Source organism: Streptomyces sp. NPDC058678, assembly GCF_042714835.1.
Lineage (GTDB): Bacteria > Actinomycetota > Actinomycetes > Streptomycetales > Streptomycetaceae > Streptomyces.
On record NZ_JBHXSG010000088.1, the window covers coordinates 18519 to 29924 of the forward strand.

Sequence of the window (11406 nt, forward strand, 5' to 3'; positions counted from 1 at the left end):
AGAAAGGGGCCGGTGGGGCGTTGCGGGCGCCCCACCGGCGTCGCGGGTCAGGCGAGGCGGTCGGCGAGTTCGCGTTCGAGGGCGGCCTTCGGCTTGGCCCCGACGATGGTCTGTACGACCTCGCCGCCCTGGTAGAGGTTCAGCGTCGGGATGGACATCACGCCGTACCGGGCGGCGATGGCCGGGTTCTCGTCGATGTTCAACTTGACGATCTCGATCTTGTCGCCGTGCTCGGCGGCGATCGCCTCCAGCGAGGGAGCGAGCTGGCGGCACGGGCCGCACCAGGCGGCCCAGAAGTCCACCAGGACGGGCTTGTCGCTGGTGAGGACGTCCTGCTCGAAGGAGTCGTCGGTGACGTTCTTGAGAGCCATGATGTTGCTCCAGCGGGTGTCAGACGGTGGCCGCGACGGGCTCGCCTGCGGTGTCGGCGTCACTGAGGGCGGCGAGGTACCGCTCGGCGTCGAGGGCAGCCGCGCAGCCGGAGCCGGCCGCGGTGATGGCCTGGCGGTAGGTGTGGTCGACCACGTCGCCAGCGCCGAAGACACCCGCGATGTTCGTGCGCGTCGAGGGGGAGGCGACCATGAGGTAGCCCTCGTCGTCCAGGTCCACCTGGCCGGTGACCAGGTCGGTGCGCGGGTCGTGGCCGATGGCGACGAAGAGGCCGGTGGCGGGCAGTTCGGACGTCTCGCCGGTGACGGTGTCGCGCAGGGTGAGCCCGGCGAGCTTGCCGCCATCCTCGTGGATCTCGGCGACCTCGCTGTTCCAGGAGAAGGAGATCTTCGGGTCGGCGAAGGCGCGGTCCTGCATGGTCTTGGAGGCCCGCAGGGTGTCGCGGCGGTGGACGATCGTCACGGACTTGGCGAAGCGGGAGAGGAAGGTGGCTTCCTCCATCGCCGTGTCGCCGCCGCCGACCACCACGATGTCGTGCTCGCGGAAGAAGAAGCCGTCGCAGGTCGCGCAGTACGAGACGCCCCGGCCGGACAGCGCGTCCTCGCCGGGCAGGTTCAGCTTGCGGTGCTGTGAGCCGGTCGCCACGATGACGGCCTTCGCCCGGTGGACCGTACCCGCGCTGTCGGTGACGGTCTTGACCGTGCCGGTGAGGCCGACCTCGACGACGTCGTCGGGGACGAGCTCGGCGCCGAAGCGTTCGGCCTGGGCCCGCATGTTGTCCATCAAGTCCGGGCCCATGATGCCGTCGCGGAAGCCGGGGAAGTTCTCCACCTCGGTCGTCTGCACCAGCGCGCCGCCGGCCGTGACCGCGCCCTCGAAGACCAGCGGCTTCAGCGAGGCGCGGGCGGTGTAGAGGGCGGCGGTGTATCCGGCAGGACCGGAGCCGATGACGATGACGTTGCGTATGTCCGTCGCCGTGCTCATGCCTGGGGCTCCGGCGCGATCTCCTTGATCAGGCCCTCGATCAGCACCTTGATCTCGTCCCGGATCGGACGCACGGCCTCGACACCCTGGCCCGCCGGGTCCTCCAGCTGCCAGTCCAGGTACCGCTTACCGGGAAACACCGGGCAGGTGTCGCCGCAGCCCATGGTGATGCAGACGTCCGACTCCTTGACCGCGTCCACGGTGAGCATCTTCGGGACCTCGGCGGAGATGTCGATGCCGACCTCGGCCATGGCCTCCACGGCGGCCGGGTTGACGCCCGCGCCCGGGTCGGAGCCGGCGGAGCGGACCTCGACACGGTCCCCGGCCAGGTGGGTCAGCCACGCGGCGGCCATCTGGGAACGGCCGGCGTTGTGGACACAGACGAACAGCACGGAGGGCTTGTCGGACATCAGAGGTCTCTCTTGTCTCACGATGGCATCAGGTGAGAATGACATCAGCACCCGGTGGTGTCAGCCACCACTGATGTGACAGTATCAGCCCATGATGACGTCAGTCGACACTGATCTGATCCGGGTTCTGGCCGACCCGCTCAGGCTCCAAATCGTGACCTTGCTCGCCAAAGAGACGCTGTGCACCACCCACCTGGTGGAGGAGACCGGTGCCCGGCAGACCAACCTCTCCAACCACCTGAAGGTGCTGCGCGAGGCCGGGGTCGTCGAGACGGAGCCGTGCGGCCGGTACATCTACTACCGGCTCAAGCCCGACGTCATCGCCCAACTCGCCAGCCAGTTCGCCGACCTGGCCGAGTCCGCTCGCACCGCCGCCGAGAACAAGAGGGCATGCCCATGACCGCCGCCGAAGCCGCCCCGACCGCGGAGTCCGCGACAGCCGCTCCCGCATCCGCCTCTGTCGGGCCCGCGCCGGGTGCCACTCCGCCGCGTACTCCCCTGGTCGCGAGGGCCGCCGCCGAACTCATAGGCACGGCGCTGCTGGTGGCGGTCGTGGTCGGCTCCGGCATCCAGGCCACCGAACTGACCAGGGACGTCGGCCTGCAGCTGCTGGCCAACTCCACGGCCACCGTCTTCGGCCTCGGCATCCTGATCCTCCTGCTCGGCCCGGTCTCCGGCGCGCACTTCAACCCGGTCGTCACCCTCGCCGAGTGGTGGACCGCGCGGCGCGGAGGCGCCGGAGTAACCCTTCGCGAGGCCGCGGTGTACGTGCCCGCGCAGATCATCGGCGCGATCGCGGGCGCCATCCTGGCGGACGCGATGTTCGGCAAGCCGCTGGTGGAGTGGTCCACGCACGACCGGTCGGCGGGGCACCTGCTGCTGGGCGAGGTCGTCGCCACGGCCGGCCTGATCCTGCTGATCTTCGGCCTGGCCCGCACCGACCAGCTGCGCTTCGCCCCGGTGGCCGTCGCCTCGTACATCGGTGCTGCCTACTGGTTCACCTCCTCGACGTCCTTCGCCAACCCGGCGGTGTCCATCGGCCGCGCCTTCACCGACACCTTCGCGGGCATCGCGCCCGGCTCGCTCCTGGGCTTCATCGGCATGCAACTCGTCGGCGGCGTGGTCGGGCTGGCGCTGGTGGCGCTCATCTTCATGCGTGGCCGCCCCGCCGAATGACGTACACGACACAGGTGGTGGTGATCGGCGGCGGCCAGGCCGGGCTCGCCGCCGGCTACCACCTGCGCCGCCTTGGCCTCGACTTCGTCATCCTCGACGCCCAGAGCGCACCGGGCGGTGCCTGGCAGCACGCCTGGGACTCGCTGCACTTGTTCTCCCCGGCCGCGTACTCCTCGCTGCCCGGACGCCTCATGCCATCGCAGTCCGGCGAGACCTACCCCGACGCGCAGCACGTGGTGGAGTACCTGACCGACTACGAGAAGCGGTACGAGCTGCCCGTCGAGCGACCCGTGCGCGTCCTCGGCGTCCACCGGGACGGCGGGCTCCTGCGCGTGGAGACCGATTCCGGCACCTGGTACGCCCGCGCCGCAATCAGCGCGACCGGCACCTGGTGGCGGCCCTTCCTCCCGGCCATCCCCGGCCACGCGGCCTTCGAGGGCCGTCAGCTGCACACGGTGGAGTACCGCAGTCCCGCCGACTTCGCAGGCCAACGCGTGATCGTAGTGGGCGGGGGCAACTCCGGCGCCCAGATCGCCGCCGACCTCGCCCACGACACGGACCTGACCTGGGTGACCCAGCGTCCACCGCGCTTCCTCGCCGACGACATCGACGGCCGTGCCCTCTTCGACGCTGCCACCGCCCGCCGGCGCGCCCTCGAAGAGGGCCGCACCGACACGGGAGGCGTCGCGTCCCTGGGCGACATCGTCGCCGTACCGCCCGTACGCGAGGCCCGAGACCGCGGCCTCCTGAAGGCGAGCCCGATGTTCTCGCGTCTCGTCCCAGGCGGCGTCGAATGGGTCGACGGCACCCGTGCCGAGGCGGACACGATCATCTGGTGCACGGGCTTCCGCCCGGCCCTGGCACATCTCGCTCCGCTGGGCCTGCGCGGCGCGCGCGGCCACATCGCCACCGAGGGCACCCGCGCGGTGGGCGAGCCCCGGCTGCACCTGCTCGGCTACGGCGACTGGACCGGGCCTGCCTCAGCGACCCTCATCGGTGTCGGTCGCACCGCCCGCGAGGCCGCACACCAGATCGCGCGCCGACTGAGCGCCTGAGCCCGCGATCAAGCCTGGGAAATCCACCGCGCCAGCCGGACTGGGCGGCGTCTTGACAGGACGTGCGCGGCGTCCCGGCCGACCCCACGCAGGGTCTTGGAAGAGAAGCTGCGCTGGAACTCCATGCCGACGAATCCCAGCCCGGGCACGGTCGTGGCGATGCCGCCGCGGTGCTGTGGCCGGCCGTCGGCGTCCATGGCGCCGCTGTCGGCCAGGTAGGGGAATGCGAGGCGGTAGCCGGTGGCCAGGATGACCGCGTCAACCGTTTCCTTGGTCCCGTCGGCCCAGACGACTCCCTCGGCCGTGAGACCTCTGAACATCTCCCGCTGGCCGACGCCGTGCCGGTCAAGGGCGGTGCGGTAGCGGCCGTCGTCGAGGACCGAGACCGGCACCTTCAGCAGCAGTCGCCGGATGGGGGCGACGTCGAGTCGGGTGTGCTTGAGCCACCAGTGCAGATCGCGGCCCAGCGGGCGCTGTGGCGTCCATCCGATCGGCCGTCGGCTGGCCAGCGTGGTGTCGGCGACCTCGCCGAGCTCGGCGGCGACCTGGATCGCGGAGTTGCCACCACCCACCACCACGACCCGCTGCCCCGCGAACGCGCTCGGGCTGCGGTAGTCGGCTGCGTGCAGCACCCGGCCGGTGAACTCCGCCCGCCCGGGCAGGTCAGGGAGATACGGGGTGCCGTAATCACCGGTCGCGGCGATGACCGCCCGTGCCGTGAACTCGCGACCGTCCTCGGCCCGTACCGACCAGGCGCCGCCCTGGCGGGTGACCGAAGAGACCGTCGTGGAAGTGTGAATGGCTGCGGGGAGGTGGCTGGCGTAGGCGCGCAGGTAGTCCACCACCTCGTCCCGTGTCGGGTAGCGGTCTGGCAAGCCGGGGAAGCGCATGCCCGGCAGTGACGAGTACCGGGCGGGGGAGAATAGGGTCAGGCTGTCGTAGTAGCGCGGCCACGCTCCGCCCGGCTGATCAGCTGCCTCCAGGACCAGGATGCGGGCGTAGCCGTGGCGGGGGGCGAGCGCGGCGGTGGCCAGACCGGACTGTCCGGCGCCGATGACGATGAGGTCGGCGTGTTCCATGAGATCGTGGACCTTTCGAATACGTCGTTGTTTCGGAAAGTGACGAAATGTTGAGCGGGAAGCCGTGATGGCAACGGGCGACGGGTTCGCGCTGGATGCGGCGACGGCCGACTTCCTCAAGGCGCTGGCCAGCGAGACCCGGCAGAAGGTGATGCAGCAGTTCGCCGGCGGCGTCGAGCTGACCGTTGGCGAGATCGCCGAACGGTGCGCACTGAAGCCGTCAACCGCCTCAGAACATCTCAGCCTGCTGCGCCGCGGCGGCCTGGTCCTCTCCCGCAAGGAAGGCAAGCAGGTCTTCTACCGCGCCGACGGCGCGACCATGGCCGAACGGCTCGGTGCGCTCCAGGAGTACCTGGCCCGCTGCTGCCCGCCCGGCTGCCCTTAACCGGCAGCGCCAAGAGGCGCCGCGACGGTCAGGTGCGCAGGTCGAGCATGGCAGACATCGCCGCGACCACGGACGGGGCGATCTGGTAGTAGACCCAGGTGCCGCGCCGCTCGGAGGTGAGCAGTCCGGCCTCGCGCAGCTTCTTCAGGTGGTGGGAGACGGTCGGCTGGGAGACGCCGACGTCGGAGATGTCGCAGACGCATGCCTCGCCGCCCGCATACGAGGCGACCTTGGAGAACAGGCGCAGCCGGACGGGGTCGGGCAGTGCCTTGAACATCGCGGCCATCTTCTCCGCGTCGGCCTGCGTCAGTTCCCCGGCGGTGATCGGCGGGCAGCACGGCACTGCGGCCCCCGTGTCCAGGACGGGCAGCTCGACAATCTCTGACTTCGACATGTGTCTATGTTGACACTCGTCGATACGGGTGGCAAGCTCCAGACATCGACAGGCATCGAAACAAGGAGTTGTCGTGACTACACGGATCCGCACAGTCTTCACCGCCGCCCGGGCCCGCCGTACGGCCCGCCACCTGGACGGCGTCAGCTTCTGCGACGGCTGTGCCCAGGTCTGCGACAGCTCTTGCCGGGCCACGGTCCACCAGCGGCGCATGCAGTCCGCACTCTCTTTCGCCCGCTGATTCGTCCCACCTACTCAGGGAGATTGACCACCATGAGCGAGCAGCAGCTCCCCGTCGTCGTCATCGGAGCCGGCCCCGTCGGCCTGGCCGCGGCCGCCCACCTCGTCGCGCGCGGCATCGAGCCCCTGGTCCTGGAAGCCGGACCGGCCGCCGCCTCCGCGGTGCGCGGGTGGAGCCACGTGCGCCTGTTCTCCACCTGGGGCGAGCTCACCGACCCGGTCGCCGAGAAGCTGCTCGCCCCGACCGGCTGGAGCAAGCCGGATGCAGCCACCTATCCCTCCGGCGGTGACTGGGCCGAGCACTACCTGCAGCCGCTGGCCGACGTCCTGGGTGACCGCGTCCGCTACGGCGCGACGGTCGCCGGTGTCTCGCGCACCGGCCGCGACCGCATCGTGGACGCCGATCGCGAGGGCCAGCCCTTCGTCCTGCACCTCACCACTGCCGTGGGCGGCGAGGAGCGCCTCTTCGCGCGCGCCGTCATCGACGCCTCCGGCACCTGGACCACGCCCAGCCCGGCCGGGGCCAGCGGCCTGCCCGCCCTCGGAGAGAAGGCCGCCGCCGACCGCATCACCTACCGTGTGCCCGACCTCAAGGACCCGGCCGTCCGCGCCCGTTACGCCAGCAAGCGCACCGCCGTCATCGGTTCCGGTGCCTCCGCCTTCACCGCGCTCGCCGCCCTCGCCGATGTCGCCCAAGAGGAGCCGGGGACGCACGCGTTGTGGATCCTGCGGCGTGGGATCAGCGGCTCTACGTTCGGCGGCGGCGAAGCCGACCAACTGCCCGCCCGCGGCGCCCTGGGGCTCGCGGCGAAGGCCGCCGTCGACAACGGTTACGCGGACGCGGTCACCGGCTTCCGCACTGAGGCCATTGAGCGCGACGGCGACGGCCGCCTGGTCCTGGTCGGCGAGGACGGACGGCGACTCGACCCGGTGGATGAGGTCATCGTCCTGACCGGCTTGCGCCCCGACCTGTCCTTCCTCTCCGAGATCCGCCTCGGCCTGGACGAGCGCCTCCAGGCGCCCACCGAACTGGCGCCCCTCATCGACCCAAACCAGCACTCCTGCGGCACCGTCTACCCGCACGGCCACAAGGAGCTGTCCCACCCCGAGCAGGGCATGTACCTGGTCGGCATGAAGTCCTACGGCCGCGCCCCCACCTTCTTGGCCATGACCGGCTACGAGCAGGTCCGCTCCGTCACGGCCGCGATCGCCGGCGACCTCAAAGCTGCGGACCGCGTCGAACTCGCCCTCCCCGAAACGGGAGTGTGCGGAGGCGCTGGCCTCTTCGACGACCCGGCCGCCGGACAGGCGGACGGCGGAGGCTGCTGTGCCCCGGCGCCGCAACTCGTACAGATCGGTGTCGGCGCTCCCATCACAGTCGCTGCTGGCGAGGAGCCCTCGTCCGGCGGCTGCCGTTGAGCTGAACTCCGGTGCCCCACCGCCATGGCCGGGCGCCTCCACTACTACGGCAGGAGGACCCCGTCATGTCCCGAATGCAGCTCGCCCTGCGCGTCCCCGATCTTGAGGCCTCTATCGCCTTCTACAGCAAGCTGTTCGGCGCCGGACCGGCCAAGCTCCGCGACGGCTACGCCAACTTCGCTATCGCCGAACCCCCGCTGAAGCTCGTCCTGGTCCAGGGCGTGCCGGGTGAGGACACGCGGATGGACCATCTCGGCGTCGAAGTCGAATCCTCCGAAGCCGTCCACGCCGCGACCACCCGCCTGGCAGATCAGGGTCTGGCAACGGACGTGGAGAACGACACCACCTGCTGCTACGCCCTGCAGGACAAGGTGTGGGTCCACGGCCCCGGCCAGGAACCGTGGGAGGTCTACGTCGTCAAGGCCGACGCCGACACCCTGGCCAAGCAGAAGGACAGCACCTGCTGCGCCACCACGGCCCAACCGGCCGCGGCCAGTGGCTGCTGCTGACCGCCCGATGACCGACCTTCACACAAGCGAGGCTGCGACCGGCGCCGGGGGCCGGTCGCGGCCTCGCGCCGCCCTGCCCGCCCTGTGCGTCACTCAGATCACCAGCTGGGGCATCGTCTACTACCCCTTCCCGGTTCTCAACCCGCAGATCACCCACGCGACCGGCTGGCTGGCCGGAGCGACCACCGCGGCGTTCTCGCTCGGCCTCGTCGTCTCCGCGCTCGCCGGAATCCGCATCGGGCGGATCCTCGACCAGCGCGGCCCGCGCGTCGTCATGACGGCCGGATCGGTGCTGGGCGCCGCCAGCCTGATCATCGTGGCCATGGCTCCCAACCTGCCGGTCTTCTTCGCCGGCTGGACGCTCGCCGGCCTCGCGATGGCCTCGACCTTCTACCAGCCCGCCTTCGCTGCCCTGACCCGCTGGTGGGCCCCCGACCACATCCGGGCCCTGACGATCGTCACCCTCGCCGGCGGCTTGGCCTCCACCGTCTTCGCCCCGCTGACCGCTCTGCTCGCCGACCACCTCTCCTGGCGCCACACCTACCTCGTGCTCGCCGCCATCCTCGCCACCGTCACCATCCCCGCCCACGCCCTGGCGCTGCGCGCACCCTGGCCCAACACCGCAACCGGGCCCGCACACACGACCCCGAGCGTGACCGGACGCAGTCGGCCGTTCCTGCTGCTCGCCGCCACCTTCACCCTGTCGGCCTTCGCGATGTACGCCGTTGTCGTCGCCCTCGTCCCCCTCCTCCTGGAACGCTGGTACACCACCAGCCAAGCGGCATGGGCGCTCGGAATCGGCGGCGCTGGGCAGACTCTTGGCCGCACCCTGTATGCCACTCTCGCTCCCCATATCCGGGAACCATGGACGCTCTCAAATCCGGCGAACAGGACGGGTAATGACAGAAGATCAGGTAACAGTCGTACCGGTCGTCACCCCGGCGCCGCCGGTCCGGCCCGAGGACTACGACGCCGCGACCAGGGCCGTGCTCCACCACATCGACGGCCAGGCGGTCCGCGCCGTCGCCGACGGCCGTCCGGAGCGCACCCGCAAGGGCTATGCCCAGGACTGGACGAGCTGGAGCAAGTTCTGCGCCGACAGTGGCGTTCCCCTGCTCGCCGTCACCCCCGGCACCCTGGTGATGTTCGTCGAGTGGCTGTGGACCCAGCCCGGATCGAAGCCGGGCACCGGCACCGCACCGTCCACCATCGACCGCCGCCTCTCCGGCACCGTCGTCTCCGCCCGCGCCGAGCACGGCCTGAAGCTAGAGGACGGCATCGCCCGCCTCGCCCGCAACCGCCTCAAGCAACTGGTCAAGGAGATGGAGACCAACGGCGAGACCCGCGGCCGCGGCCAGGCCCCGCCCCTGCTCGTCGACCACCTCATCCGGATCAGCGCCGCCTGCCCCGACAACCTCATGGGCATCCGCGACCGCGCCCTGGTCCTCATGCACTTCGCCGTCGCCGGCCGCGAGCACGAACTCGCCGCCAACCGGGTCCGCGACTACACCGACACCCCCGGCGGCATCCAGGCCGACATGCGCGTCTCCAAGATCCGCCCCCGCGTCGTCCCTGTCCCCTATGGCAGCCGCCCCTCCATCTGCCCGGTCCGCGCGTGGACCGCATGGAAAGAAGCCGCCGGACTCGACGACCCCGACGGGTACGCATGGCGCCGCCTGCACAACCGCTGGCACACCGTCATGGACGCCGGGCTGCAGCCTGAGTCCATCGGCGACGTCGTCACCCGCGCCGGCGAGCGCGCTGGGATCGAGATCCGTTTCTACCAAACCGACCCGGATGCCCCCGGGTACAAGGAGGGCGAACGCGAAGTCCGGCACACCGTCATCCGTCTGATCCGCGATCACCTCCGCCTGCCGCCCGTGCAGCCGCACTCCTGGCAGGGCCTCGACTTCGACTTCACCGGCGTCACATTCGACGGGGGAGACCTGTCCGGCGCGAAGTTCTCCGGTGGCGTGGTCCGCTTCGACGGCGCGGAGTTCTCCGGCGGCAGCGTGGACTTTGCGACGTGTCGCCTCGCGGGCGAAGCCGCCCCGCTTCAATGATTGGGTGTGAGGTAATCCGCCCAGAGGACTACTTCTCCCCTCTCCAGCCGTCATTCGGCCGTGAAGTTCGCGTGGCGCCGCGGGAAGAGGCGGCCGATGGCATCGACGCCGGCTCGGGGTCCGACCAGGCACGGCCGTAGAGTGCCGCCATGCGGACCGCACCACTCGCTCCCGCCGGCACGGGCGGGCCCTGGCCGTCGCGGTGACCTCCCGCCTTCGCCGCCGACGCTCTCGCCGCCCCAGCCAGCGCATTTCACACCAACCTCAGCACCGGTCTGGTGTCCGGCATCCCCAGCAGTTCCCTGACGCGCGTCAGTGGCCAGGCCAGTTCCTGCCGGCCACCTGCCCGGTCCGCGCGCTGCGCGCCTGGCGCCAGTGCCTGCTCGAGTCCGGCCGCCCAGCCACCGGCCCGCTGTTCCTGCGCATCGACCGGCACGGCCGCATCGCCTATCCGATGCGCCGGAACGGCCGACCGACCGGCGACCCGCACCGGCCGGATCACCGGCGAGGGCCTCGGCGAGGCGGTACCCGGGCAGCCGTCCGCGCTGGCCTGGCCGCCCCCACCGAGCTGCTGCCCGATCTGCCGCCCCGCTGGAGCGGGCACAGCCTGCGCCGCGGTTTCGCCACCGCCGCCAAGTAGGCTGGCAAGGACCTCATCGAGACCGCCCGCCACGGCGGCTGGGTCGACGGCTCCAAGTCCCTGGCCGGCTACTTCGACCAGGCCGGGATCTGGGACGAGACCGACCCGCTGTACGGCATCGGTCTGTAGAAGGCCCTTAGGGCGCGCTCCCGACCAGCCGAAGGGCCGGCCGGTCTTCCTCGACGCCGAGCATTCGACGAACCTGGGGCACCCTCCAGCGGAGGCACGCCTACCTTGCGCCTGGTGTCCGAGCTGGGATTCCGGGGCCGAGAGTCCCGTGGGTTCACGCAAACTGAAGGTCTTTCTGCGGGAACCCGAGGACGGACTGTCGTGTCTTTGTTGGTTCGGCCTTCGGTTCAGGCGAACACGCGGGGTGAGTGTGGAGCGGACGGCTCGTCACCGCAGGCCAGTGGCAGACCGGGGACCCGAAGATCGTGATCGTCAGCGACGCCGACTACGACGTCACCCGCCTGGCCTGGGTTCTGCGTGACCTGCCGGTCGAGCTGGTCGGCCGGGTCCGCTCCGACCGCGTGATGCGTCTGCCGAAACCACCGAGGATGCACGGCCTCAACGGCCGACCACCCAAGCACGGTCCGGAGTTCCGCTTCAGGAAGCCGGAGACCTGGCCCGAGCCCGCGATCACCACGGTCACGGACACCACC

At 70.7% G+C, this 11406-nt stretch carries 14 protein-coding genes and 2 pseudogenes; 10 read left to right on the top strand and 6 right to left on the bottom strand.

Annotated elements, in window-relative coordinates:
* Window positions 1-47: 47 nt before the first annotated feature.
* From trxA to ACFWWR_RS43270, 3 genes are read right to left on the bottom strand one after another with little or no spacing between them, the layout of a single operon-like run.
* Window positions 48-371, bottom strand: a complete 324-nt coding sequence (gene trxA, locus ACFWWR_RS43260) for a thioredoxin (protein ID WP_384309694.1) — start codon at window positions 369-371, stop codon at window positions 48-50.
* Between the two features lie 19 nt (window positions 372-390).
* On the bottom strand, window positions 391-1374 hold the full coding sequence (trxB, locus tag ACFWWR_RS43265; protein WP_383878056.1) for a thioredoxin-disulfide reductase: 984 nt from the start codon (window positions 1372-1374) through the stop codon (window positions 391-393).
* Window positions 1371-1784 (bottom strand): arsenate reductase ArsC, encoded by a 414-nt coding sequence (locus ACFWWR_RS43270; RefSeq protein WP_383878054.1) that lies wholly within the window; start codon window positions 1782-1784, stop codon window positions 1371-1373. Before ACFWWR_RS43270 ends, trxB begins: the two co-directional genes overlap by 4 nt.
* A 91-nt stretch (window positions 1785-1875) precedes the next feature.
* Here ACFWWR_RS43270 and ACFWWR_RS43275 point away from each other — a divergent pair, with 91 nt between their 5' ends.
* Genes ACFWWR_RS43275 through ACFWWR_RS43285 form a run of 3 tightly spaced genes read left to right on the top strand, consistent with a single transcriptional unit; the run spans window position 1876 to window position 4015 of the window.
* Window positions 1876-2184 (top strand): ArsR/SmtB family transcription factor, encoded by a 309-nt coding sequence (locus tag ACFWWR_RS43275; protein WP_383878052.1) that lies wholly within the window; start codon window positions 1876-1878, stop codon window positions 2182-2184.
* Entirely contained in the window at window positions 2181-2960 is a 780-nt protein-coding gene (locus ACFWWR_RS43280) for an aquaporin (protein WP_383878050.1), read from the top strand. The genes ACFWWR_RS43275 and ACFWWR_RS43280 overlap by 4 nt, the downstream gene beginning before the upstream one ends.
* The gene (locus tag ACFWWR_RS43285) at window positions 2957-4015 is read left to right on the top strand and encodes an ArsO family NAD(P)H-dependent flavin-containing monooxygenase (RefSeq protein ID WP_384309697.1); all 1059 of its coding nucleotides are present in this window, start codon (window positions 2957-2959) and stop codon (window positions 4013-4015) included. Before ACFWWR_RS43280 ends, ACFWWR_RS43285 begins: the two co-directional genes overlap by 4 nt.
* Before the next feature lie 8 nt (window positions 4016-4023).
* Here the strand turns inward: ACFWWR_RS43285 and ACFWWR_RS43290 are convergent, their stop codons facing one another.
* Window positions 4024-5094 carry a flavin-containing monooxygenase gene (locus tag ACFWWR_RS43290; protein WP_383878046.1) on the bottom strand — a complete coding sequence of 357 codons (1071 nt, stop codon included), beginning with the start codon at window positions 5092-5094 and terminating at the stop codon, window positions 4024-4026.
* 67 nt (window positions 5095-5161) lie between these two features.
* Between ACFWWR_RS43290 and ACFWWR_RS43295 the strand changes: the two genes are divergently transcribed.
* Entirely contained in the window at window positions 5162-5479 is a 318-nt protein-coding gene (locus ACFWWR_RS43295; protein ID WP_383878044.1) for an ArsR/SmtB family transcription factor, read from the top strand.
* A 28-nt stretch (window positions 5480-5507) separates the two neighbouring features.
* Here ACFWWR_RS43295 and ACFWWR_RS43300 read toward each other — a convergent pair whose 3' ends face one another.
* Entirely contained in the window at window positions 5508-5873 is a 366-nt protein-coding gene (locus ACFWWR_RS43300) for an ArsR/SmtB family transcription factor (protein WP_384309699.1), read from the bottom strand.
* Between the two features lie 73 nt (window positions 5874-5946).
* On the opposite strand from ACFWWR_RS43300, the gene ACFWWR_RS43305 reads away from it, so the two are divergent.
* The 5 genes and pseudogenes from ACFWWR_RS43305 (at window position 5947) to ACFWWR_RS43325 (ending at window position 10104) form a co-directional block, all read left to right on the top strand.
* Entirely contained in the window at window positions 5947-6114 is a 168-nt protein-coding gene (locus tag ACFWWR_RS43305; RefSeq protein ID WP_383878040.1) for a hypothetical protein, read from the top strand.
* A gap of 32 nt (window positions 6115-6146) precedes the next feature.
* Window positions 6147-7532 carry an NAD(P)-binding domain-containing protein gene (locus ACFWWR_RS43310; protein ID WP_384309702.1) on the top strand — a complete coding sequence of 462 codons (1386 nt, stop codon included), beginning with the start codon at window positions 6147-6149 and terminating at the stop codon, window positions 7530-7532.
* Window positions 7533-7597: 65 nt separating this feature from the next.
* Complete coding sequence (locus tag ACFWWR_RS43315) at window positions 7598-8041, top strand: ArsI/CadI family heavy metal resistance metalloenzyme (RefSeq protein WP_383878036.1); 444 nt, start codon at window positions 7598-7600, stop codon at window positions 8039-8041.
* Window positions 8042-8048: 7 nt separating this feature from the next.
* Window positions 8049-8894, top strand: a pseudogene (locus ACFWWR_RS43320) (MFS transporter); the annotation flags it as partial.
* A gap of 46 nt (window positions 8895-8940) precedes the next feature.
* On the top strand, window positions 8941-10104 hold the full coding sequence (locus tag ACFWWR_RS43325) for an integrase (RefSeq protein ID WP_384309705.1): 1164 nt from the start codon (window positions 8941-8943) through the stop codon (window positions 10102-10104).
* Window positions 10105-10357: 253 nt separating this feature from the next.
* Here the strand turns inward: ACFWWR_RS43325 and ACFWWR_RS43330 are convergent, their stop codons facing one another.
* Window positions 10358-10777, bottom strand: coding sequence for a hypothetical protein (locus tag ACFWWR_RS43330; RefSeq protein ID WP_384309708.1), 420 nt, complete (start codon window positions 10775-10777; stop codon window positions 10358-10360).
* A 356-nt stretch (window positions 10778-11133) separates the two neighbouring features.
* Between ACFWWR_RS43330 and ACFWWR_RS43335 the strand changes: the two are divergent.
* Window positions 11134-11406 (top strand): annotated as a pseudogene (locus ACFWWR_RS43335) (transposase); the annotation flags it as partial.

Coding starts and splice junctions, on each gene's coding strand:
- trxA (WP_384309694.1), bottom strand. CDS start 371: ATGGCTCTCAAGAACGTCACCGACGACTCCTTCGAGCAGGACGTCCTC.
- trxB (WP_383878056.1), bottom strand. CDS start 1,374: ATGAGCACGGCGACGGACATACGCAACGTCATCGTCATCGGCTCCGGT.
- ACFWWR_RS43270 (WP_383878054.1), bottom strand. CDS start 1,784: ATGTCCGACAAGCCCTCCGTGCTGTTCGTCTGTGTCCACAACGCCGGC.
- ACFWWR_RS43275 (WP_383878052.1), top strand. CDS start 1,876: ATGATGACGTCAGTCGACACTGATCTGATCCGGGTTCTGGCCGACCCG.
- ACFWWR_RS43280 (WP_383878050.1), top strand. CDS start 2,181: ATGACCGCCGCCGAAGCCGCCCCGACCGCGGAGTCCGCGACAGCCGCT.
- ACFWWR_RS43285 (WP_384309697.1), top strand. CDS start 2,957: ATGACGTACACGACACAGGTGGTGGTGATCGGCGGCGGCCAGGCCGGG.
- ACFWWR_RS43290 (WP_383878046.1), bottom strand. CDS start 5,094: ATGGAACACGCCGACCTCATCGTCATCGGCGCCGGACAGTCCGGTCTG.
- ACFWWR_RS43295 (WP_383878044.1), top strand. CDS start 5,162: ATGGCAACGGGCGACGGGTTCGCGCTGGATGCGGCGACGGCCGACTTC.
- ACFWWR_RS43300 (WP_384309699.1), bottom strand. CDS start 5,873: ATGTCGAAGTCAGAGATTGTCGAGCTGCCCGTCCTGGACACGGGGGCC.
- ACFWWR_RS43310 (WP_384309702.1), top strand. CDS start 6,147: ATGAGCGAGCAGCAGCTCCCCGTCGTCGTCATCGGAGCCGGCCCCGTC.
- ACFWWR_RS43315 (WP_383878036.1), top strand. CDS start 7,598: ATGTCCCGAATGCAGCTCGCCCTGCGCGTCCCCGATCTTGAGGCCTCT.
- ACFWWR_RS43325 (WP_384309705.1), top strand. CDS start 8,941: ATGACAGAAGATCAGGTAACAGTCGTACCGGTCGTCACCCCGGCGCCG.